We start from the raw sequence: 23454 nt of genomic DNA, 5'->3' as shown, positions 1-23454 counted from the left end.
ATCGATTAGAGCTATACTTAACAATTTTATCAAACTAAGTTAAAGTAAAGGCTTTATATGGATTTTCAATTGCAAAGTGATCAGGATCTAATCCATCTGTACATTGGCGGCGACGAAAGGGGATTAGTGGAGCTAATTCGCCGTTATCAAACCAAAATCTACACTTCTATTTATTTATTAGTAAAGGACGAATACCTTGCCGAGGATATTTTCCAGGACGCGTTTATTAAAGTTATTAATACACTCAGAGCCGGTAAATATAACGAAGAAGGCAAATTCTTACCCTGGGTAACCCGTATTGCACACAACCTGGTCATCGACCATTTCCGCCGCGAAAAGCGTGCGCCTATGGTGAGTAACGGCGACGACTTCGATATTTTTGAGGTACTTGGCAACTACGACGAAAGTACTGAGGACCGCATGGTACGTGAACAAACTCACAAAGATCTAAAAACACTCATACAATTATTACCGTCTGAACAGAAGGAAGTATTAATTATGCGCCACTTTGGCGATATGAGCTTTAAAGAAATTGCGGACATTACCGATGTAAGCATTAACACCGCCCTGGGCCGTATGCGTTACGCATTAAACAACCTGCGCAAAATGATGCAAACCAAAGAACTGAGTTTAAAAAATTAAAATAATTAAGTGTGATTTTAAGGGGCCGCTCTTTCCCATGCTCCCGGGAAAGATGGCCTCTTTTTTTGTGCGCTAAATTTAAAAATCCATTTTAAGGATTTTTTTTGATCCCTGCTCCAATATTATAAGTTCATCTGCGTTTAAGTATTTCATCTGCCTCTTTAGAACGAGACTAAAAACTTAACTTAGAGTTAGTAAAAGGAGAAAAATTGATAGATTTAATTAAATACTAAGCTAAACTATCTATCAAAAAGAAAAATTTCATTTAATTTTCATGTACGTAAAATAAATGAAATTAAGTGTACGTTATACAACATATAAACTGATTAAACAGACCAAAGCTTATGGGTGAAACCTTTACTTTAAATGCATTTGCTAACCACAACAACAACAACGAAGTGAAAAAAGAAAATGTACAAGAAAATCTTGAAGGTGATGAAATGATGTTCTATCATTCATTACGAAATGATTTGGAGTTAATGCAAAAGCGGCCGAAACTTCAGACTATTCACTACATTCTTGATTATTCAAAAAGTACACGTTAGTTGTTAAGCGTCGAAAAGAGCCTTTAATCCTGAGAGAATCCTAATTCTGCTCGGGATTTTTTGTTTATAAGTTTTTGGGGGATATCGATATCCGAACGCCAAACTCACCGGCATAATTTTTACTTTTGATGGTCAGTAATCGCCATGCAACGCTCAGAACGCTATCGCCATTTTTTAGAATACTTTTCCAAACATCAGCCGCAGGCCGAAACCGAATTGCATTATACCAATCCGTACGAATTGCTGGTGGCTGTTATCCTCTCGGCGCAGTGTACCGACAAACGGATTAACCAAGTTACTCCTGCCCTGTTCAAACATTTCCCGGATGCTCAGGCGTTGGCGGCTTCTGATGCTGATGAAGTATTTACTTATATACGCAGCGTAAGTTATCCTAACAATAAAGCTAAGCACCTGGTAGGCATGGCTAAAATGCTTACCGCTGATTTTGGCAGCGTAGTTCCATCGGATATCGACCAACTGCAAAAACTACCCGGCGTGGGTCGCAAAACTGCTAATGTAATCGCCTCGGTAGTTTATGATGCGCCGGCTATCGCGGTAGATACGCACGTGTTTAGAGTTGCAGATCGTATTGGTTTAACAACTAATGCACGCACCCCGCTGGCTGTAGAGAAACAACTGGTTAAATATCTACCGCAAAATACCCTGGCCATAGCACATCATTGGCTGATATTACATGGGCGATACATTTGTGTGGCGCGTAGCCCAAAATGCGAGATCTGTCCGTTGACCTGGTTTTGCAGATACTATGAGCGCACCCATACTGAAACGGCGTTAAAGAAAGCAGAAGCTTTGAAACTCAAAAAAACCAAAGATGTGAAACTAAAAAAATCGATAGATAAGCTCAGTAAAGAGTTAAAGAAACGTAGTGTTGATAACAATAGTTGATTGGTTTGAATAGGTTGATTAAGTTTAATAGTTAATAAAAAATAATTACTAAAATAATTAGCATTATTAAAAATAGTTTTTATATTTGCTAAAGATATTATTAAAAGATGAGCAACGCAGATAAATTAAAAGCATTGCAGCTTACACTGGATAAGCTGGAGAAATCATACGGAAAAGGTACCATCATGAAGTTGGGCGACAACGTAATTGAGGCTACCGAAGTTATTTCAACCGGATCATTAGGTTTAGACATCGCACTGGGTGTTGGTGGTTTGCCTAAAGGCCGTGTAATTGAGATCTACGGTCCTGAATCGTCAGGTAAAACTACTTTGGCTATTCATGCCATTGCCGAAGCACAAAAGAAAGGCGGCATTGCTGCTTTCATTGATGCAGAACATGCTTTCGACCGTTTTTATGCTAAGAAATTAGGTGTTGACGTTGAAAATCTTTTAATATCACAGCCAGACAATGGCGAGCAAGCTTTAGAGATTGCAGATAATCTGATCCGCTCGGGCGCTATTGATATTTTGGTTATTGACTCGGTTGCGGCTTTAGTGCCAAAGGCTGAGATTGAAGGCGAAATGGGCGACTCAAAAATGGGTTTGCATGCACGTTTAATGTCGCAGGCATTACGTAAGCTAACCGGTACTATTTCTAAAACCGGATGCTGTTGCATCTTTATTAACCAATTGCGCGACAAGATCGGCGTAATGTTTGGTAACCCTGAAACTACTACAGGTGGTAACGCGTTAAAGTTTTATGCTTCAGTACGTCTAGACGTTCGCCGGATCTCTCAAATTAAAGATACCGACGAAGTATCTGGCAACCGTGTTAAGGTTAAGATCGTTAAAAACAAAGTGGCTCCGCCATTCCGTATAGCCGAATTCGATATTATGTTTGGCGAGGGTATTTCAAAAGCAGGCGAGATCATTGACCTGGGTGTTGAGCATAACATCATCAAAAAAGCAGGCTCATGGTTTAGCTATGGCGATACCCGCTTAGGACAGGGCCGTGATGCGGTTAAACAATTGATATTGGATAACCCTGAACTGATGGATGAATTGGAGGTTAAGATTAAAGAAGTAGTTACGGGCGATAAATTGCCTGTAGAAACTGAATAGTTTCCAGTCTACGAAAAACAGATAATCTTTTATGATATAAATCCTCTCCGCTACCCGGAGGGGATTTTTTGTTTATCCATTCAACAATATCATTTTGTTAACATTAACTCATTGTAATTTAACCAATTGTTAACGCAATTTTCAATTTAGGATCATATCAGTAAGCTACATTTGTAATAAGAAATTTAGCAATACTACTTAAAATGCCTACCACGACATTTAAGCTCAGATTACTAAAAACAACCATTTTTGTTTTACTACTTGCTGCCCCCTTTTCCTCTCGCTGCCAATTAATTCCACTGCCCAACGCATTTGCACATAACGATTATTCGCACAAACGCCCCTTATTTGATGCTTTAGATAATGGCTATAATAATGTCGAAGCAGATATATTCCTGAACAATGGCAGTTTGATCGTAGCGCATATCAATCCTTATTTTAAACAAGGTCATACGCTCGAAGCTCTCTACTTAAAACCCTTGTTGGATAAGATCAACCAAAACCATGGCCGTATTTATTCAGGCTATGAGCATCCGCTTACGTTGATGATAGACATCAAGACCGACGCAGAGCAAACTTATGCGGCATTGAAAGTTCTACTTGAAAAATATAGTTCCATATTAACACGGTATCAAGATGGCAAAGTTTATTATAAACAAATTACGGTTGTATTGTCGGGTAATAAGCCCTTCAAAAGCATCACTACAGAAAATAACCGACTGGCTTTTATTGATGAAGATTTACGCGCCGCAGCACGCGACACGATTAATAGCGGCGTTTTTATGATGGCGAGCTGTAAATACAACAAACTATTAAGTTGGGATGGTTATGGCCAAATGCCGGATGTCGAGAAAAATCTACTTTCGGCTTATGTAGAAAAATGCCACCGCCTTGGCAAACGTGTAAGACTGTGGGCCTCGCCAGAAAACATGGGCGTTTGGCAGGAACTGCTGAATTGCGGTGTCGATTTAATCAATACCGACAGACTGGTGCAGCTTAAAGACTTCTTACTGGCAAACAAACCCGTTTACGCCAAAGCCGATTAAATACGAAAAGGCTATCCTCCAAAAGGGGATAGCCTTTCTGCTAACAATAATCGTCAAATATTATTTCTCCATCTGCTCAATAACAGCCTGGGTTACTCCGGTGAAAGAGAAGCCGCCGTCATGGAAAAGATTTTGCATGGTAACCATTTTAGTAAGATCTGAGAATAAGGTAACCAGGTAATCTGCACATTGATCTGCATCAGCATTTCCCAGCGGACTCATTTTCTCGGCATAGTTGATAAAGCCATCAAAACCTTTAACGCCCGAACCAGCAGTGGTACGCGTTGGCGATTGCGATACCGTATTGATACGCACTTTCTTTTTGGTACCATAGTAGTAACCAAAGTTACGGGCAATGCTTTCTAACACCGCTTTGTTATCGCTCATGTCGTTATAATCAGGGAACACGCGTTGTGCAGCAATGTAAGTTAACGCTACAACAGAACCCCACTCGGCAATGGCATCCATTTTCATGGCTGTTTGCAATACGCGGTGCAAGCTTAATGCAGATATATCAAATCCTTTATGGGTGAATTCGTAGTTGTTTTCGTAATAAGGGATGGCTTTGCGTACATTGATACTCATACCAATGGAGTGCAGCACAAAATCAACCGGCCCCCCAAAGTGTTCAACAGATTTTGCGAACAGGTTTTCAATATCGGCAGTAACGGTAACGTCGGCAGGGATAACCGGAGCATTAATTTCTTCGGCCAGTTTATTGATTGCGCCCATGCGTAAAGCTATCGGAGCGTTAGTTAACACAATTTCGGCGCCCTCAGCGTGGCAGTGCTGCGCAGTCTTCCAGGCGATAGAATTCTCGTCTAATGCGCCAAAAATTATTCCTTTTTTGCCTTTTAATAAATTATAACCCATGTTGTTTTTTGTTTATAATGTGGGCAAATGTAGGTAATTATTGAATTACAATTAAATATAAAATGAGTGATAATAACCCCATTCCTCTTTCCTTCACGTCATCGAGAGCGAGGTACGAGCGTGACGATCTCTGAACGATCGACCAAGTCAGTGGACCGGAGATTGCCACGCTACGCTCGCAATGACGTGACGAAAAAAGGGGACAACCAACGGCTATCCCCTTATATAAACAGAAACTAATCTCTAGTCTCTTATCACGAATCTCTACTTACACCTCCACAGCCTGACCAACCAAATGGTTTGCCACCAGGTATTCGGCAATCTGTACTGCATTAGTGGCGGCACCCTTGCGCAGGTTGTCAGACACGATCCAGCAGTTCAACGTATTCGCCTGGCTTTCATCACGACGGATACGGCCTACAAATACATCGTCTTTATCGTGCGCATCAAGCGGCATCGGGTATTTCAGGTTGGCAACGTCGTCGGTTACCACAATACCTGGCGCTTTTGATAAGATCTCTCTAACTTCTGCCAGGTCAAAATCATTGGCAAACTCAATATTTACAGATTCTGAGTGACCGCCCATCACCGGGATACGTACCGTAGTAGCTGTAACGCGGATGCTGTCGTCGCCCATGATCTTGTTGGTTTCTTTTACCATTTTCATTTCCTCTTTGGTGTAACCATTTTCGGTAAACACGTCTATATGAGGCAAAACGTTCAAATCAATTTTATATGGGTATGCCATAGGGCCATCAATACCGGCACGTTCATTCATTAACTGGTCTACCGCTTTAACGCCGGTACCCGTTACTGACTGATAGGTTGAAACAACCACCCTTTTTATTTTATAACGATCATGCAATGGTTTTAACGCCACCACCATTTGTATGGTTGAGCAGTTAGGGTTAGCAATGATCTTATCTTCGGGAGTTAAAACATTGGCGTTAACCTCGGGCACAACCAATTTTTTGGTTGGGTCCATACGCCAGGCCGATGAATTATCAATTACAGTAACGCCCGCCGCAGCAAAAAGCGGCGCTTGCAATAATGAAGTGCTGCCACCTGCCGAAAATAAAGCAATATCGGGCTTCTGTTTAATCGCATCCTCAACAGAAATAACCTTATAAGCCTTACCCTTGAAAGTGATTTCTTTACCAACACTTTTCTCTGATGCGACTAATAATAGATCTGTAATGGGGAAGTTGCGTTCTTCAAGAACCTGCAACATTTTGGTGCCTACTAATCCCGTAGCACCTACAACTGCGATTTTCATTGTTTCTAGTTTGTTAATAATAAATTATTTATTGGATGGCAAATATCGGGATTTTTTTGTTTATAGCCAGCACATAATGTTAATGAAGTGTAGCCATAATCATTCAAATCAAATTTCTACCTTTGCGGCAACTGATACTCTTTATGACCGAAACAATAATTGTGCTGGGCTCCAATGGACAAATTGGAACCGAGCTTGTAATGAACCTGCGTGCCAAATACGGCAATAACCAGGTAGTAGCATCCGACATCCGCCAAACCGATAACGCCGCTATAAAATCGGGGCCATTTGAATTGGTCAACGTGCTGGATAAAGAAAATCTGCATCAAATATTTGAAAAATATAAGCCTACGCAAGTATACTTGTTGGCTGCTATCCTATCCGCCGTAGGCGAACAAAAACCAAAACTAGCCTGGGACCTGAATATGAACGGCCTGATTAATGTGCTTGATTTGGCCGTTGAATTTAAAATAGCTAAAGTTTTCTGGCCAAGCTCTATCGCTGTTTTCGGCCCGCACTCACCCATGGAAAACACGCCGCAGTTTTGCATCATGGACCCTAACTCGGTTTATGGTTTTAGTAAACTGGCGGGCGAACGCTGGTGCGAATATTACCATGCAAAATACGGACTGGATGTACGCAGTATCCGTTATCCGGGCTTAATCGGCTGGCGCTCTGAACCGGGCGGCGGCACGACAGATTACGCAGTGAATATTTTCCATGAAGCTTTGGAGCACGGCAAATACGAAAGTTTTCTTTCTGCCGATACTGCCTTGCCAATGATGTATATGGAAGATGCCATCCGCGCTACCCTGGAACTGATGGATGCGCCTGCTGATAAATTAACTATTCGCTCATCATACAACCTGGGTGGCATTAGCTTTACCCCTGCTCAGTTATCCGCAGAAATAAAAAAACATCTGCCTGATTTTGAGATCAGTTATGCCGCGCACGACCCGCGGCAGGCTATCGCCGACAGCTGGCCAAACAGCATAGACGAAACCTATGCGCAAAAAGACTGGGGCTGGAAACAGAAATTTGACCTGGCAAGCATGACGGCTGATATGCTGGAGAATTTGAAGAAATAAGTCGCCGATATACGAAAAGATGAACAATTGTTCATCTTTTCGTATATTTGAATATGACCAAGCAAGCCATCATAGAACATACTATTGAGGTGATTAATCAATTACCTGAAGATAAGGCTGTGGAAATTGCCGAATTTGCCGATCTTTTAATTAAAGTAGCTAATAGAGAAGATAAAGCTATTGAACGTATGAAGAGAATACGTGAATTAAAAGAAGAATTAACGTTCGATAGCGATGTTCAGAGTTTAGCATCTGGTCAATCTTTTGATTTTTTAAAAGATGAGGAAGATCTTTATACCATAGCCGATCTAAAAGAAGTTTATGCCAAAAGGTGATATTATATTGGTTGCCTTCCCATTTACTGATTTATCTGCTACCAAAGTACGCCCTGCAGTTATCCTTACTGAAACAGACATAGATATAACGGCAAATTTTATCACCACCCAAGTGAAATGGCAGGAAAGCAAAGATTTATTGTTAGAAGTTTCACAAACTAATGGGCTTAAAAAACCATCATTAATTATTACAGGAAAAATCGCCACATTAAACAATTCTTTAATTTTAGGCCTTTTAGGTAAATTGACAAATGATGAGATCGACAAGCTTAATCAGAAACTCAAAATCGTATTACAGCTTGACTAGGCTCCCATTAATTCAATTCCTAACTAAAACATAAACATTATATTTGTACCTCAAAATCCTGCCTAAATAGGATTCATTAAGCATACTATGGGAAGAGCATTCGAATTCCGTAAAGAAAGAAAATTTAAACGTTGGGCCAAGATGGCCGTGCAGTTTACCCGTTTGGGTAAAGAGATAGTGATGGCTGTTAAAGCAGGTGGTGGAGATATAAACACCAACTCGCGCTTGCGTACTGCCGTACAAAACTCAAAGGCAGTTAACATGCCTAAGGACCGTGTGGAAGCCGCTATTAAGCGCGCCACCAGTCGCGATGAAAAAGATTACGAAGAGCTGGTTTATGAAGGCTATGCCGCACATGGTGTTGCCGTATTAGTTGAAACCGCTACCGACAATATTAACCGTACCGTTGCTAACGTACGCAGCTACTTTACTAAATACAACGGCGCGTTGGGTAAAACCGGGTCGCTTGATTTTATCTTTACCCGTAAGGCCGTATTTACTTTTGAGCCCGGCGACCGTGATCTGGAAGAATTGGAGTTTGAATTGATTGACGCCGGTTTAGAAGATTTGTTTGTTGAGGCTGATGAAGAAGGAAAAGACATCGGCGTACTGCATACTGCTTTCGAGGATTTTGGTAAAATGCAAAAAGCTTTGGAGGAAATGGGCTTAGAGGTAAAATCGGCAAAGTTAGAGCGTATTCCGCAATCTTTTAAAGACGTTACCGAAGAGCAAGCTGTTGATGTATTGAAGTTGATTGACCGTTTAGAGGAAGACGACGACGTACAGGCGGTTTACCATAATATGGCCGAGTAAAACATTATAACTGTCATTGCGAGGAACGAAGCGCAAGGACGCAAATAAATATAATATTCGCGATTGCCACGCTACGCTCGCAATGACAAAAAATTAATATATGCCACTATTCACCACACGCAAGCAAGAGAAAAAAGCTAAAGTTACTTTTAGTGATGGTTTGCTGTTGGTTGAGTTTGATGGCGGCAAATCGCAAGTGTTTCCATTGGAATGGTTCCCGGCGCTAAAAGCAGCCAGCGACGAGGAACGCGAGGACTGGGAACAAACAGACAAAGGCATACGGTTTAACAAATTAGATCTGGACATTACTATTTAGTAGAGACAGGAAACAAGAGTCAAGAAACAAGATATATGTTAGATATATTTAAGTCTTGACTCTTAATTCTTATATCTTACAAACAATGACTTTCGAAGAGTTTTTTAAAAAGAAGCGAATTGACCTGGCAGCCTTTCAACAAGGCGAGCCGGCGCTGTTTGCCGAATTTAAATTGCACTTTGAGCAAATGGGCGAAAAAAGTTTCGACCATACCAAGAAATACTGGTTCAATAAACTGCGCAGGCAATTCCATCTGGCGCCTGAAGAAAAACCCGAAAAGGCTAAAATCGAGAACCAACTGGCCGAACAAACGATAACCGAAGAGCTAAGTGAATTAAGTACACCTGCACCAAAAGTAGGATTTACACCACGCTTCAAGGCTGCTGTTAAGCCTGTCGAAGATAAGCCTGAAACTCCCGTAGCAGCAAATCCGGCGGCAGCCGAAACAGAGAAACCAAAAGTTGGCTTTACGCCTCGGTTCAAAGCCGGAGTAACTAAACCTGAGGAGGCTGCTGAAACTTCTGAAGGAAAAAAAGAAGAAACGCCTGTTGCTGAAGACAAACCCAAGATCGGGTTTACGCCACGTTTTAAGGCAGGCGTAACTAAACCTGCGGAAACCACTGCAACTGAAAATCCCGAGGAAAAGAACGAGGAGACTCCAACGGCCGACGACAAACCCAAGATCGGTTTCACACCTCGCTTCAAAACAGGTGTCACTAAAGCTGCTGAAACTCCTGCCGAAACAAAACCAGAAGAACCAATAGCATCAGAAGAAAAAACTGTTGAAGAAAAACCAAAAATCGGCTTCACCCCACGTTTTAAAGCTGGAGTTACTAAACAGACACCTCCCCCAACTCAAGAGTAAAATTTTGTTGTAACAATTCTGCTTATCCGGGATCTAAGTTTTAGAAAAAACTTAGCGTCATGAATTGGAAACTAAATTTTAAAAGGAATCCCAAAACAGAAAAAGCCAAAAAGTCAAAAACCCGCGAATGGGTTGATGCCATAGTTTTTGCCGTAGTGGTAGCAACTTTTGTGCGCGGCCTGCTGTTCTCGGCATATGCCATCCCTTCAGGCTCTATGGAAGGCACCGAACTTACCGGCGATTATTTGTTTGTAAGCAAGATCAATTATGGCCCGCGTGTGGCTAACACACCACTGGCTATTCCGTTTACCGAGCCTGTTATGTATGGTATAAAAACCTATTGGGACGCCCTGCAATTACCGTATTTGAGACTACCAGGCTTTGGCCACATCAAAAACCGTGATATCGTAGTTTTCAATAAACCTGATGAAGCGGGCCCTGAATATAATATCCCGGTTGATGAACGTACCACATTGATTAAACGCTGCCAGGCGATCCCCGGCGATCTGTTGGCCATAGTTAACGGACAAGTTTTCATCAACGGCAAAGAAGCACCAAACGCGCCTAAACAGCAAACATCGTACACCGTGGTGACTACGGGATTAAATATTAATCCTGATGTAATGCAGGATCTCAATATTTCTATCCGACAGCAATTAGCGCCGGATACTTTCGAAATGATCATGCCGGAGTCCGCAGCAACTACATTGAAAGGATATTCAAACATCAAAAGCATCACTCCGGTTATTGCACCCGCGGGTACGTACGATGCGGAGATCTTCCCGCATAATGAAAAGTTTAAATGGAATTTGGATAACTACGGCCCTATCCGTCTGCCCAAAAAAGGCTGGACAACGCCGCTGAATGATTCTACGCTCACTTTATATCGCCGTGCTATAGAAGTTTACGAAAACAATAAAGTGGCTGTAAATGGCAAAGAAATCCTGATCAACGGCAAAAAGGCCGACAGCTATACTTTTAAAATGGATTACTATTGGATGATGGGCGATAACCGCCATGACTCGTTAGATTCAAGATTTTGGGGTTACGTGCCAGAAGATCATGTTGTGGGTAAAGCCATGATAACTTTCTTTAGCACAGATTCTACGCAAAACATTTTTAACCGTATCCGTTGGAACAGGGTTTTAAGGCCGATTAATTAACATCTTTGTCATTGCGCGGCCGGAACGACGAAGCAATCGCACGCTGCAAAGTTCGCAATTGCCACGCTCCGCTCGCAATGACATATTGGATGGCTAGTTTAGCTTCTGCAATTTCAAAGAGCCGCGATTTTCTTTGAAGTAAGCATATGATCTTTTAATGTAGCTAATAATATCATAATCGCTCCAAATGCGGATATCTTCTACGTTAGGAGTGAAATTGAACATAAAGTCTTCCAGATCTTCGTCGGGCATATTGGTGATGTTTTTCACCAACACCTTATTGTAGCGTTTGGCAATTTCTATGTGCTCCATTTCTTCTTTAGAGTATTGCCTGAATTTACGTGCCTGCCCCGGGGCTTTACCAAACAATTCATACAAACCCGTTAGCGGCGAAGTTATAACAGACATTACACCCGGGTCGAGATTATAGTACTGCCCCTTTTTCTTATAGTTATCAAGCGCGTCGTTTAATTCCTGTTTCTTACTAACGTCTTTTACCGTAACCTCGTTCAGATGAATGATCTGCTGCAGGTAAATCGATTGGCTCGAGTAATTTTGCAGCACAATAATTTGTGCCGTATAATCAGTTTTTCTAAAAAGTAAGCTATCGCCAATGGCTGCCTGGATATGGAAACTGCCTAATTCATCGCTCAATGTTTCCGGAATGTTTTTGCGACTTAGATTACTAACAGCAGCATAGGAAATAGTAATGGGCGAGTTCTTTTTAAAGATTACTCCTTTTACCATTACAACTTGCTGTGCAAATACGCTAAGCGTTAAACAAATACAAAAAGCAGTTAAAATGCTAAGCCGGCGGTATGTGTGTGGGTTATTCAAGGATACAAAACTAAACATTGTATTTAAACGCGGTTGTAAAAAAATGTTAATTTTTAGCGCTTAATTAGGCTTATTTAACGGACTTACAGCTGTTTTAATATCCCGTTTACGGCTACTAAAGAAAAAAAACTATCTTTGCGCATGATAAAATCCATGACAGGATATGGAATTGCCAGTTTCGACTCAGGTAATACAAAATACACCGTCGAAATCAAATCCCTGAACAGCAAGTTTCTCGAACTGTCTTTGCGCCTGCCCAAAATCTTCTCCGAAAAAGAGTTCCAACTACGCACTGATTGCAGCAAGCAAATTGAACGTGGCAAGGTAAACTTATCCTTTAATGTGGAGCAAGCCAACACAGCACCCGTAAAAGCTGCCGGTATTGATACCGTACTTTTAAAAAACTATTACGAACAATTGAAAGCGGTTAGTATTGAACTGAACGAGCCAGCGGGCAACCTGCTGCAACTGGCCCTGGGTTTACCTGAGGTGGTGAAATACGACGAGGAAACGCTATCTGAAGATGAATGGAAAATTGCAGAGAAAACCTTTAACCAGGCCATGGCCGCTTTCCAGCAGTTTAGAAGTGATGAAGGCGGTGTACTGGAACAGGATCTGAGATTCCGCATTGACATAATTGCCCAAAATTTGAAACTAGTTGAGGTTGAAGAACCAAAACGCGTTCCCATTATCCGCGAAAGACTGAACCAATTCTTGTTAGAGGCTGCCGGTCGTGAAGCAATTGATCAAAACCGTTTCGAACAAGAGCTGATCTATTACATCGATAAGTTGGATATCACCGAAGAAAAAGTACGCCTAAAAACGCATTTAGATTATTTTTTGGAGACATTAAAGAACGCTGATGCTAATGGCAAAAAGCTTGGATTTATCTCTCAGGAAATAGGCCGCGAAATAAATACCCTGGGCTCAAAAGCTAATGATGCCAACATCCAGAAACTGGTAGTAGGTATGAAAGAAGAGCTGGAGAAAATTAAAGAACAACTATTAAACGTATTATAGAGTTCATAGTTGATGGTTTATAGTTCATAGCTGAACTTTAAGCCGGGACACCATGAACCATGAGCTATTAACCATGAGCCGAAACGGGAAACTCGTCATATTTTCTGCACCGTCAGGAGCCGGTAAAACTACCATAGTTAAGCACTTGCTTACCAAATTTCCTGAGCTGGAGTTTTCCATATCGGCCACCACCCGCCCGCCACGCGGCGATGAACAGGCCGACAAATCATATTACTTTATCAGCAAAGAAGAATTTTTACACCGCATAGCCAAAAAACAATTTGTCGAGTTTGAAGAAGTATACTCGGGCACCTTTTATGGCACCTTGCGTACGGAGATTGAACGGATCTGGAAAAGAGGCAAAACCGTAATATTTGATATCGACGTTGAAGGTGGCCTTCACCTTAAACGTAAGTACGATGGACAGGCCCTGGGCATATTTGTTCAGCCGCCATCATTAGAAGTATTGAAGCAACGTTTAACCGGCCGCGGTACTGATAGTGAGGATAAATTGAAGGAACGTTTTGCCAAAGCTGAAAAAGAGCTGAATTACGCGCCCAAATTTGATATTATCCTCAAAAATCACGATCTTCAGACGGCATGTGCAGAAGCTGAGCAGTTGGTGAAGAATTTCTTAGCGAAATAATTTGCAGTCTGCATCTTCAGGATCATATTTCCTGCTGATGTTGTTTAAAATTGCTTGATAAGCTATTAACTCCCCGGAAATTGACACCGGTTAAATTTGTCAATAGGTAACCCTCGACTGCAAAAATTGAAATGAAAATCGGATTACTTTTTGGTTCATTTAATCCCATCCATATCGGCCACCTTATCATAGCTAATTACCTGGCCAATCATACCGCGCTGGATAAAGTATGGCTGGTAGTGTCGCCCCAAAATCCGCTTAAAAAATATAGTGATCTAATCAATACTTACGATCGTCTTGAAATGGCGCGGCTGGCTACAGATAACGCCCAAAATATTGAAGTAAGCGACGTAGAGCTTAAATTACCGCAGCCATCATACACTATTGATACGCTTACCCATTTAAAAGAAAAATATCCACAGCACGAGTTTGCGCTCATTATGGGTTCTGACAATTTGGTGAGCTTACCAAAATGGAAAAACTATAAACTCATTCTGCGCGACTACCAGATCTTTGTTTATCCACGCCCCGGCTATGAAAATGCCGAACTGGCATCGCACCCGGCGGTAACCATTACCATGACACCGCAGATGGAGCTATCGGCAACTTTTATCCGTAAATCTATCGCCGAGAAAAAGAATGTACAATTTTTTGTGCCAGACCCGGTTTTGAAATTTATTGAGAGTAAGAGTTTGTATAAGTCGTAATCATTCACAAGTTGTCATTGCGAGGAGGAACGACGAAGCAATCGCACGCGTTCAAACTTTCTCCTTGCGATTGCCACGCTACGCTCGCAATGACAAATAATAAAGTATCCTTTACGGACTAACCTTTATCTTTGCCCCGTGAGCGAAAAAACCATCTTAAAACTGCAGCTACCTACCGACCCAACCTGGGTAAAGAATGTAGTGGAAAGCAATATCGAAGAGCTATTGATAGACCACGCCTATTGCGAACAGAAGGCGGCTACTAACGGCATAACCCTCATTGTGCAAAATCCAAACTTGAGCGACTTGGTAGCGCAAATGATCGACCTGGTGCAGGAAGAGATGGATCATTTTAAACGCGTGCATGAGATTATCCTGAAACGCGGTTTTGTATTGGGCAAAGAGCGTAAGGATGACTATGTGAATGAGCTACGCAAATTTATCATCATAGGTGGCGGCCGCGAGGCGCAATTGGTTGACCGTTTATTATTTTCGGCAATGATTGAAGCGCGCAGTTGTGAGCGGTTTAAGGTGCTGTCAGAAAATATAAATGACAAAGAACTTTCTGAGTTTTATCATGAGCTAATGATCAGTGAGGCTACGCACTACGCCATGTTTATTAACCTGGCTAAAAAACATGCGGTTACTATTGATGTAGACAAACGCTGGAAAGAGTTTTTAGCCTATGAGGCTGATGTAGTGAAGAACTACGGCAAATCTGAAACCATTCACGGTTAGAAGCGCTATATAGCGGCTTTAGCAAGCCCTACAACATTATTCAGGTAGTTATCCATTATCTCAATATCTACTACGTCATTAATTAAACCGATATGCATATCGGGCCGTACAATCAAGGCTTTCATTTTACCCCCGGTGATTTCAAATTGTTGAAACACGTGATTGTTTTTAGCTGATGGCGGCAGGTAAAAAAAGTTAAGCGTGCCGGTATAATTTTGTGTGATCCATTTGGCCAGCGTAAACAGGTCGAGCTCTTTTAGCTTCCCTAATACAATTAGTGTAAAGCCGGGCTTACTGCACCATTCGTGCAAATCGGTTTCTACTTCTTTCTTTTCGTCGAAGACTTTCAGGTAAGGTAGTCTATCGCCGGCTTTGATATTTTTCGCGCTGCTTAAATGTAAGTTTATTTTGCTGTCGCGATAAGAGATACCGATCTGCGATAACCGCTTAAAGAACACAGCGCGCAGGGTATCATTCTTCCAAAAGAATTTTAGTCCCCACGGCATTATCCATTTATTAAAGAACACCCAGAACCAGTTGGCTGATATAATAGTCTTAAAAAGTCGATCGGTAGTAGCTAACAACTCTTTGGCGACAGGCATACGTTCGGCAGCGTAGCTGTTTAAAATAGTTTCCTTTAGCTGGCCATTTACCACACCCGCCAGTTTCCAACCTAAATTATAAGCGTCCTGCAGGCCGGTATTCATACCCTGGCCGCCAACCGGCGAATGGATATGCGCTGCATCACCTATTAAAAAACAATTCTGCAATCTAAACTTATCGGCCATGCGATGATGCAGTTTATAGGTGGTGAACCAATGCTCATGCACTACCTTGATATCTATCCCGGTTATGGCTTTTAAATGCGGTAACACCTCTTCAAGTTGCAGATTGAACTTCCCTTCCTTGTCTTTAGTGAGGTTTCCTATGACGCGATAACCGTTATGTTCAGGCAAGGGAAAGAATGCCGACATGGCTCCCCTAGCCCGATACAATTGTACCTGCGTGTCTGTTAACTCCTCATTATCCAATTCCAGGTCGGCAAGGAAAAACTCGTTTGCATAAGTATCTCCGGTAAAAGGAATATTTAATTGCTTGCGTACAGTGCTGTGTGCGCCATCGGCACCAACTACATAGTCGCAGTTAAAGGTGGTGATATCAGTGCCCGATTGCAATTCTACCTCTACCTGTTGTCCGTTTTGTTTTAACGATACCAGTGTAGTGTCCCAATAAACCGGGCAACAGTTCAGTGTCAGAAAATCAAGCAGCAATCGCTCATTTTTGCTTTGCTGATATAGAAAAACGAATGGGAAAAGTGTTCGCCGCTCGCCCTCATCTATCAATGAAAGTGACGCTACTTCTTTACCGTCCTGATTAAGTACCATGCCGCCTGCCCGCTTACCGTCATGTAACGCGCGGTCGACAATACCCAACTGCCTGTATATTTCCAGCGAGCGGGCTTGTACCGCCAGCGCCTTCGACTGGTTGGTTGGCCCTTGTTTAATATCAATAATTACAGGCTGCACACCATTACGCAATAATTGTGCCGCCATCATAAGCCCCGAAGGCCCTGCACCGACAATTAAAACCTGGGTATGCTGCTGACTGATCACCTATAAAGAACGCGATAACAAGAAAATAGTTGGCTTTTTATGCAGATCAGGTACCTGTGTGCGCCACTCGGCTATGGTTTTGGTTTGCACAAACTCATCCGCCGAGGTAAGATTGCTGGCTATACAAAGTTTGGTTTTATTATCCCCGGTTTTCAAGATCTCTTCCAACAAAGGGTTATTACGAAAAGGTGTTTCGATAAATATCTGGGTTTGATTCAATCTGTCTGACAGGCCTTCCAGTTCCCGAATACGTTTGCTTCTATCCGCTTTATCGATAGGCAAATAGCCCTGAAAGGCAAAACTCTGTCCGTTAAACCCGGATGCCATCAGCGCCAGCAAAATAGAGTTAGGGCCAACTAAGGGTACTACTTTTATCCCACGCTTGTGCGCTTCGGCTACAATATCTGCTCCGGGATCGGCTATGCCCGGGCAGCCGGCCTCGCTCATTAGCCCGACATCTTTACCAGACTGTAAACCAACAAAAAACGGTTTGAGGCTATTAGTACGATTATGTTTACCGTAGTCATGCATAACCAATTCGCTTTGCGGGGTTTTCAATCCAGCTTCTTTCAGGAAACGGCGGGCAGTTTTCTCGTTCTCAACGATATATTCTTTGATATGATTAATGGTATCAACCAAATATGGAGTAAATGTTTTGGCCGCGGCATCTTCTGCAAGCGGTACGGGTATTAAAAAAAGAGTTCCTAAAGGCATGTTACAAAAGTGCGTTTTTTTTGTCTAACTTATAATTACCTTGAAACTTACATCATGACAACCTATAGGTCAAAAATCGGACTTGTAATCATTTTACCCGCACTGCCAATATTTCTGGGCATTTGTGCGCTTGACATTATAAATGATGATTGGTTTGCATTGTTCATTATTTTACTGATCGCCGGTTTTACAACGTATCTGTTTCGTACCACTTATTACACCATAAACGGCAATATGCTTAATGTGCGCTCGGGCTTTTTTGTTAATACGGACATTGATATTGCTAAAATAAAATCTGTAGCCGAAACAAACACCATGTGGAGTGCCCCTGCTTGGTCTATGGACAGAATTGAAATATTTTATAACACTTACGATAGTGTAGTGATCTCGCCACCCAATAAGGCCCAATTTATTGTTGACCTGCAAGTTATTAATCCCAATATCACGGTGTCATTAAACAATAAAAAATAACGAAAAAGCTTCGTGGGTATTGAATATTAAATATTTTAGTATACCTTGCAGTAATTTAATTCAATATTTTTTTATAATGGCAACAGGAACAGTAAAATTTTTTAATGACTCTAAAGGCTTCGGCTTCATCAAAACTGAAAGTGGCGAAGAGATCTTTGTACACGTATCAGGTTTAATCGACAAAGTTCGCGAGAACGACGAAGTGACTTACGAGCCACAACAAGGCAGAAAAGGCCTTAACGCGGTAAATGTAAAATTAGCTTAACACTAGATATATTAAGCGTATTGAAGCCCGGCTGTAACAACAGTCGGGCTTTTGTTTTTGTATATGAAATAACAAACGTCATCGCTAACGTGACATCTCTTCACCACCCCGCACGTCATCGTGAGCGAGGTACGAGTGTGACGATCTCTGAACGAGCGATTAAATCAGCGAGCCGGAGACTGCCACACTCGTACCTCGTTCGCAATGACGTGGTTAATAATATTGCAGAAAATTAAAAGGAATTAAATACCCAGCGCCTCGCAGGCTTTCTCGGCGGCAAGTTTTTCGGCGTTCTTTTTACTGAACTCCTTGCCCAGGCCCATGATCTGACCGTCTACACTGGCTTGTACGGTGAAAAGCTTGGTATTTTCGCCGTCGCCATTATCCACCAGGTCGAACGTTATATCCTTACTGTGGCGTTGGCACCACTCTATGAGTTTACTCTTAAAGTTAGTTTCGGTTTGCTCAAGTGTATGGATATCGATATGAGCTTTAATGATGTTGTTTACCAGGAAATGCCTGGTAAAATCATAACCCTTGTCCAAATACACCGCACCTATTAACGCCTCAAAAGCATCGCCCAACAAAGATCCCTGGCGGGTTGGGCCCAAAGCACGGTTATCGTACTCTATCAGCTGTTCAAAGCCAAGTTTGCGTGCTAATTGATTAAGGTTTACCCGGCTTACGATTTTTGAGCGCAATTCGGTCAGAAAGCCCTCATCTTCATAAGGATACAATTTAAAAAGCACTTCGGCCACTACGCTGCCTAAAACAGCATCACCTAAAAATTCCAGGCGCTCATTACTGTTCTTTACGCCTTTTTTTACGTTTTGCGCAGCAGATTTATGACGAAATGCCAACCGGTATAAAGACAAATTGCCCGGCACGAAACCGAGCAAATTCTTTAAAACCTTGACGTATTTTCTTTGAGGTGAAAAATAAAGCTTATATAACCGTCCAACAGGCATCCACTACTATTCTTCGTATTTTTTAAATATTACAGAAGCATTGTGACCGCCGAAGCCGAAACCGTTGCTTTGTACAATTCTAACATCGCGTTTTTGAGCCTTGTTAAACGTAAAGTTTATTTTAGGATCAAAGGTTGGGTCGTCAGTGAAATGGTTAATGGTAGGTGGGATAATGCCGTGGTTTAGCGCCAATATTGAAGCAATAGCCTCAATAGCGCCCGCAGCACCTAATAAGTGACCGGTCATTGATTTGGTTGAGCTGATGTTTATACGATAAGCATCTGCACCAAATACATCCTGTATAGCCTTAATTTCCTGCGGATCGCCAATTGGAGTTGACGTGCCGTGAACATTTACGTAATCAATATCAGCTGGTGTTACACCGGCATCCTCCTGGGCAAAGCGCATTACAGAGGCAGCGCCCAAACCATCAGGATGCGGAGCAGTCATGTGGTAAGCGTCAGCACTCATACCGCCGCCAATCATCTCAGCATATATTTTTGCTCCACGAGCTTTAGCATGTTCCAGTTCTTCCAGAATGATGGTACCAGCGCCCTCGCCTGCCACGAAACCATCGCGGTCAAGGTCAAACGGACGTGAAGCCGTTGCCGGGTCATCGTTACGTACAGACAATGCGTGCATAGCATTAAATCCGCCTATACCGGCTTCATTAATAATAGCTTCAGAACCACCACTGATAAACATATTAGCTTTACCCAAACGGATATAGTTAAAAGAGTCGATCAATGAATTGTTTGAAGATGCGCAAGCAGAAACTGTAGAGAAGTTTGGTCCACGCAGACCGTATTTAATAGAAATATGGCCCGGAGCAATATCGGCAATCATTTTAGGAATAAAGAACGGATTGAACCGTGGTGTACCGTCGCCTTTGGCAAAGTTGGTCACCTCGTCTAAAAATGTCTTTAAACCGCCGATGCCCGATCCCCAGATCACGCCTATACGGCTAACATCTAATTTCGAAAAATCTAAACCAGCATCTTTTACTGCTTCTTCGGTGCTATACAGGGCATATTGCACAAAAGGATCGAGCTTGCGCGCATCCTTTCTTCCTAAAAAAGCGTCCGCATCAAAGCCTTTAACTTCGCATGCAAATTTTGTTTTGAACAAGGTCGTATCAAAACTCTTGATCAAAGCTGCGCCACTTACTCCATTGATCAATGAGTTCCAATATTCTGGAACGGTATTGCCAATTGGAGTAAGTGCCCCAAGCCCGGTTACTACAACTCGTTTAAACTCCATCTAAATGAATTAAGGAGAGTTTATTTAACGTTTTTTTCAAGGTAAGCTACGGCTTGACCTACTGTGCCAATAGTTTCAGCCTGATCGTCAGGTATAGCCACGTTAAATTCTTTTTCAAACTCCATGATAAGTTCCACGGTGTCTAAAGAGTCAGCACCAAGGTCATTGGTGAAGCTAGCCTCAGGTGTAACTTCACTTTCGTCAACACCTAGTTTTTCTACGATTATAGCTTTTACTCTTGAAGCGATATCAGACATAGTTTTATTGTTTAATGATTAATAATTTCAGTGCAAAGAAAAATAAAATCTGTTAAATATCAAATCTAAAACTTTTTACTTTGATAGCTAACAAATTTTGAAAGCAAAAGGTTTCAATTTGTATTTTTGCCGGGCGCAAATGTAATCATAATTGAACAAGAAATTTTTAAAGTTTGAGATTGATCTGGATTTTGTTCTCATTGCAGTAACAACATCGTTAAAAGATTACCGCATTTGTTACCTTATTAACAAGTGTTTAAATTTTAATTTTATCAAAACTGATGACCTGGCGGTTGATATTCATGCCGGCGCGCCACAGGTATATTTTTCATTATATACCTATAACTGGGAGGCCAGCGAGACTGATTTCTTTTTTATAGCTAACAAAGGCACCGACGGTTACCTGATACCGGAGATGAAAAAGGCCGATTATTTTATGATGATTAAAAATTATATTGATGATAAGGACCTCGAAAATATAATTTCGACCCTAAACCGCATACCTGAAATTGTTGCGGCAGTAAAGATTGATCCTAAAAAAATAAAATCGCGCGAAAATCTCTTATTTTAACTTATTTTAGCGCCGAAATTTAAAAGTACCATAACGCATAAACATGCGTCATCCATTAAAGACAACCCCAAGAAAAAACTATGAATATACCGTATAACCGTACCAAGATTGTTGCCACCATGGGGCCTGCAAGCTCTAAAAAAGAAACTTTGCTGGCGATGATTAAGGCGGGCGTAAATGTTTGCCGTCTTAATTTTTCGCATGGAAAGCCCGAAGATCACAAGAAATTTGTTGACCTGATCAGAGAAATTAACGAACAGCATAAAACCAACGTTGCCATATTAGCCGATTTACAAGGACCAAAAATTCGTATAGGCCTGGTAAAAGACGGCGGCATACACCTAGTTAACGGTACTCATATTAATATTACTACTAAAGAGTGCATTGGCGACGACAACCAGATCTACATCACTTACGAAGCTTTCCCGAAGGATGTTCAGGCTAACGAAATTATTTTGTTGGATGATGGAAAGATCCAGATGCGCGTTATTGAAACCAATAAAATTGATACTGTAGTTTGCGAGATTGTACACGGTGGTATCCTGACATCGCGTAAGGGCGTTAACCTGCCAAATACCAAAGTATCTATCCCAAGCTTAACAGAAGAGGATTTAGTGAATCTGCAATATGCTTTAGAGTGGGATTTGGATTGGATAGGCCTTTCATTTGTGCGTAATGCCGAGGACATTATCGAATTGAAACAAGTTATAGCCCGCAGCGGTAAATCGGCTAAAGTTATTGCCAAAATTGAAAAGCCTGAGGCTATAGAAAATATCGACGCTATTGTTGCTGCTACTGATGGCCTGATGGTTGCCCGTGGCGACCTGGGTGTTGAATTACCTTTAGAGGAAGTGCCATTATTGCAAAAAATGATTGCCCGTAAAGGTCGTGCTGCATCAAAACCGGTTATTGTGGCTACACAAATGCTGGAGTCAATGATCACCACCCCGCGCCCAACCCGTGCTGAGGTGAATGACGTTGCCAATTCTGTATTAGACGGTGCAGACGCGGTGATGCTAAGCGGCGAAACTTCAGTTGGCGAATTCCCGCTGATAGTTATTGAGACTATGGCTAAGATCGTTCGTAACGTAGAAGAGCTAGGTTATCCATTTAACGCCGAAAGAGCAATTAACCCTGAAGGCAACGGTGCAAGCTACTTAAGCGACGCCGTTTGCGAATCGGCCGCCCACCTGGCTTCTCATACCAACGCCGTAGGTGTAGTATCAATGACTACCTCTGGTTATACCGCTTACCAGATATCCAGTTATCGCCCTAAAGCTCACACCTTCATATTTACGTCTAACAAACAACTGGTAAATGCATTAAGCCTGGTTTGGGGTGTACGTACTTTCTATTATGATAAAGTTGAAAGCACAGATCAAACTATTGCCGATGTAAATAACTTGCTGAAAGCTGAAGGATTAGTTAAACAGGGTGACGTAGTAATTAACACTGCTGCCATCCCTATTGTAAATCATGGCAAAACCAACATGTTAAAAGTAACCGTTATTGAGTAATCTGTTAACGGATTAGATACAAAAAGGGCTTAAAGATCAATCTTTAAGCCCTTTTTATTTTTAGTAAATACCTGCCTGGCAAACTAAATCTGATATTTTAGCCTTTCCGCTAAAATAAAAATCGAAGTATACGCGCACTATCCTCATGACTTTAATTTTAAATGTTGTTCCTATCTGTGACTATAGAAGTTCTTTAAGGTTTAAACTTAATTTTTTAACCTTTTATTATCACTAAGTTAACTTGTTTTAGATAAAAACGTATCGTTTTTGTTACAACATAGTTTTATTTACCCCAATGCTTATCCGGATTTGCCAAATCTCCCTTATAACACAAACCATCTTAACGCACCAAGGCACTTTTAAAGACACCTGCTTTATTTATAACAAAATACGACGCAATCCCATCTCCCTCAAAAAAAATCGCCCAGCGAGCTTCTATCCCGCATGATTGCCCCCCCCTTGCAATCCCGAAGAATATCGATGGGTTAAATCAATTATGACGGTCTTATAATAACAACCCTATTAACGCAAAAAGCGGGTTCGATAAAATCGACCCGCTTTTGTATTTTATATG

28 protein-coding genes are annotated in these 23454 nt (G+C 41.7%); 20 read left to right on the top strand and 8 right to left on the bottom strand.

Annotated elements, in window-relative coordinates; genetic code table 11:
• Positions 1-57: 57 nt before the first annotated feature.
• The 5 genes from HB679_RS17680 to HB679_RS17660 all read left to right on the top strand — a co-directional run bounded on the left by HB679_RS17680 (position 58) and on the right by HB679_RS17660 (position 4260).
• Positions 58-642: a sigma-70 family RNA polymerase sigma factor gene (locus tag HB679_RS17680; RefSeq protein WP_214073343.1), complete on the top strand. Its 585-nt coding sequence runs from the start codon at positions 58-60 to the stop codon at positions 640-642.
• Between the two features lie 344 nt (positions 643-986).
• Positions 987-1187 (top strand): hypothetical protein, encoded by a 201-nt coding sequence (locus HB679_RS17675; RefSeq protein WP_214073342.1) that lies wholly within the window; start codon positions 987-989, stop codon positions 1185-1187.
• Positions 1188-1331: 144 nt separating this feature from the next.
• A complete protein-coding gene (nth, locus tag HB679_RS17670) occupies positions 1332-2093 on the top strand; it encodes an endonuclease III (RefSeq protein WP_214073341.1) in 762 nt (253 codons plus the stop codon).
• A 107-nt stretch (positions 2094-2200) separates the two neighbouring features.
• Positions 2201-3214: a recombinase RecA gene (gene recA, locus HB679_RS17665; protein ID WP_214073340.1), complete on the top strand. Its 1014-nt coding sequence runs from the start codon at positions 2201-2203 to the stop codon at positions 3212-3214.
• 203 nt (positions 3215-3417) lie between these two features.
• Positions 3418-4260 (top strand): phosphatidylinositol-specific phospholipase C/glycerophosphodiester phosphodiesterase family protein, encoded by an 843-nt coding sequence (locus HB679_RS17660; RefSeq protein ID WP_214073339.1) that lies wholly within the window; start codon positions 3418-3420, stop codon positions 4258-4260.
• Positions 4261-4320: 60 nt separating this feature from the next.
• Here HB679_RS17660 and HB679_RS17655 read toward each other — a convergent pair whose 3' ends face one another.
• On the bottom strand, positions 4321-5133 hold the full coding sequence (locus HB679_RS17655; protein WP_214073338.1) for an SDR family oxidoreductase: 813 nt from the start codon (positions 5131-5133) through the stop codon (positions 4321-4323).
• Positions 5134-5401: 268 nt separating this feature from the next.
• Positions 5402-6409: an aspartate-semialdehyde dehydrogenase gene (locus HB679_RS17650; RefSeq protein WP_214073337.1), complete on the bottom strand. Its 1008-nt coding sequence runs from the start codon at positions 6407-6409 to the stop codon at positions 5402-5404.
• Between the two features lie 143 nt (positions 6410-6552).
• Between HB679_RS17650 and HB679_RS17645 the strand changes: the two genes are divergently transcribed.
• From HB679_RS17645 to lepB, 7 genes are all read left to right on the top strand, one after another.
• Positions 6553-7497: an NAD-dependent epimerase/dehydratase family protein gene (locus tag HB679_RS17645; RefSeq protein ID WP_214073336.1), complete on the top strand. Its 945-nt coding sequence runs from the start codon at positions 6553-6555 to the stop codon at positions 7495-7497.
• A gap of 53 nt (positions 7498-7550) precedes the next feature.
• On the top strand, positions 7551-7832 hold the full coding sequence (locus HB679_RS17640; protein ID WP_214073335.1) for a hypothetical protein: 282 nt from the start codon (positions 7551-7553) through the stop codon (positions 7830-7832).
• Complete coding sequence (locus HB679_RS17635) at positions 7819-8139, top strand: type II toxin-antitoxin system PemK/MazF family toxin (protein WP_214073334.1); 321 nt, start codon at positions 7819-7821, stop codon at positions 8137-8139. The genes HB679_RS17640 and HB679_RS17635 overlap by 14 nt, the downstream gene beginning before the upstream one ends.
• 87 nt (positions 8140-8226) lie before the next feature.
• A complete protein-coding gene (locus HB679_RS17630) occupies positions 8227-8952 on the top strand; it encodes a YebC/PmpR family DNA-binding transcriptional regulator (RefSeq protein WP_214073333.1) in 726 nt (241 codons plus the stop codon).
• Between the two features lie 100 nt (positions 8953-9052).
• The gene (locus HB679_RS17625; RefSeq protein ID WP_214073332.1) at positions 9053-9268 is read left to right on the top strand and encodes a DUF2442 domain-containing protein; all 216 of its coding nucleotides are present in this window, start codon (positions 9053-9055) and stop codon (positions 9266-9268) included.
• A gap of 85 nt (positions 9269-9353) precedes the next feature.
• Positions 9354-10133 carry a hypothetical protein gene (locus HB679_RS17620; protein WP_214073331.1) on the top strand — a complete coding sequence of 260 codons (780 nt, stop codon included), beginning with the start codon at positions 9354-9356 and terminating at the stop codon, positions 10131-10133.
• Positions 10134-10192: 59 nt separating this feature from the next.
• Positions 10193-11296 (top strand): signal peptidase I, encoded by a 1104-nt coding sequence (lepB, locus tag HB679_RS17615; RefSeq protein ID WP_214073330.1) that lies wholly within the window; start codon positions 10193-10195, stop codon positions 11294-11296.
• A gap of 93 nt (positions 11297-11389) precedes the next feature.
• Here the strand turns inward: lepB and HB679_RS17610 are convergent, their stop codons facing one another.
• Positions 11390-12043, bottom strand: coding sequence for a hypothetical protein (locus tag HB679_RS17610; RefSeq protein ID WP_214073329.1), 654 nt, complete (start codon positions 12041-12043; stop codon positions 11390-11392).
• Positions 12044-12286: 243 nt separating this feature from the next.
• Between HB679_RS17610 and HB679_RS17605 the strand changes: the two genes are divergently transcribed.
• The 4 genes from HB679_RS17605 (at position 12287) to HB679_RS17590 (ending at position 15244) form a co-directional block, all read left to right on the top strand.
• Entirely contained in the window at positions 12287-13153 is an 867-nt protein-coding gene (locus HB679_RS17605; RefSeq protein ID WP_214073328.1) for a YicC/YloC family endoribonuclease, read from the top strand.
• 52 nt (positions 13154-13205) lie between these two features.
• Positions 13206-13799, top strand: coding sequence for a guanylate kinase (gmk, locus tag HB679_RS17600; protein ID WP_255547650.1), 594 nt, complete (start codon positions 13206-13208; stop codon positions 13797-13799).
• A 131-nt stretch (positions 13800-13930) separates the two neighbouring features.
• Positions 13931-14506, top strand: coding sequence for a nicotinate (nicotinamide) nucleotide adenylyltransferase (gene nadD, locus HB679_RS17595; RefSeq protein ID WP_214073327.1), 576 nt, complete (start codon positions 13931-13933; stop codon positions 14504-14506).
• Positions 14507-14644: 138 nt separating this feature from the next.
• Entirely contained in the window at positions 14645-15244 is a 600-nt protein-coding gene (locus tag HB679_RS17590) for a tRNA-(ms[2]io[6]A)-hydroxylase (protein WP_214073326.1), read from the top strand.
• A 5-nt stretch (positions 15245-15249) separates the two neighbouring features.
• Here the strand turns inward: HB679_RS17590 and HB679_RS17585 are convergent, their stop codons facing one another.
• Entirely contained in the window at positions 15250-16857 is a 1608-nt protein-coding gene (locus HB679_RS17585) for an FAD-dependent monooxygenase (RefSeq protein ID WP_214073325.1), read from the bottom strand.
• Positions 16858-17571: an SAM-dependent methyltransferase gene (locus tag HB679_RS17580; protein ID WP_214073324.1), complete on the bottom strand. Its 714-nt coding sequence runs from the start codon at positions 17569-17571 to the stop codon at positions 16858-16860.
• 54 nt (positions 17572-17625) lie between these two features.
• Here HB679_RS17580 and HB679_RS17575 point away from each other — a divergent pair, with 54 nt between their 5' ends.
• Positions 17626-18042, top strand: a complete 417-nt coding sequence (locus HB679_RS17575) for a PH domain-containing protein (protein ID WP_214073323.1) — start codon at positions 17626-17628, stop codon at positions 18040-18042.
• A gap of 76 nt (positions 18043-18118) precedes the next feature.
• A complete protein-coding gene (locus tag HB679_RS17570; protein ID WP_214073322.1) occupies positions 18119-18307 on the top strand; it encodes a cold shock domain-containing protein in 189 nt (62 codons plus the stop codon).
• 242 nt (positions 18308-18549) lie between these two features.
• On the opposite strand, the gene rnc is transcribed toward HB679_RS17570, so the two are convergent.
• From rnc to HB679_RS17555, 3 genes are read right to left on the bottom strand one after another with little or no spacing between them, the layout of a single operon-like run.
• Positions 18550-19275: a ribonuclease III gene (gene rnc / locus HB679_RS17565; RefSeq protein ID WP_214073321.1), complete on the bottom strand. Its 726-nt coding sequence runs from the start codon at positions 19273-19275 to the stop codon at positions 18550-18552.
• Between the two features lie 6 nt (positions 19276-19281).
• Positions 19282-20535 carry a beta-ketoacyl-ACP synthase II gene (gene fabF, locus HB679_RS17560; RefSeq protein ID WP_214073320.1) on the bottom strand — a complete coding sequence of 418 codons (1254 nt, stop codon included), beginning with the start codon at positions 20533-20535 and terminating at the stop codon, positions 19282-19284.
• Between the two features lie 20 nt (positions 20536-20555).
• Positions 20556-20792 (bottom strand): acyl carrier protein, encoded by a 237-nt coding sequence (locus HB679_RS17555; RefSeq protein ID WP_031266521.1) that lies wholly within the window; start codon positions 20790-20792, stop codon positions 20556-20558.
• Between the two features lie 151 nt (positions 20793-20943).
• Here HB679_RS17555 and HB679_RS17550 point away from each other — a divergent pair, with 151 nt between their 5' ends.
• Both HB679_RS17550 and pyk read left to right on the top strand, forming a co-directional pair.
• On the top strand, positions 20944-21363 hold the full coding sequence (locus tag HB679_RS17550; RefSeq protein ID WP_214073319.1) for an IPExxxVDY family protein: 420 nt from the start codon (positions 20944-20946) through the stop codon (positions 21361-21363).
• An 80-nt stretch (positions 21364-21443) separates the two neighbouring features.
• Positions 21444-22880, top strand: coding sequence for a pyruvate kinase (pyk, locus tag HB679_RS17545; RefSeq protein WP_214073318.1), 1437 nt, complete (start codon positions 21444-21446; stop codon positions 22878-22880).
• Positions 22881-23454: the final 574 nt, after the last annotated feature.

The sequence above is a fragment of the Mucilaginibacter sp. dw_454 genome (assembly GCF_018449775.1).
Classification (GTDB): domain Bacteria; phylum Bacteroidota; class Bacteroidia; order Sphingobacteriales; family Sphingobacteriaceae; genus Mucilaginibacter.
This window is presented reverse-complemented; position numbering and strand designations above follow the sequence as displayed.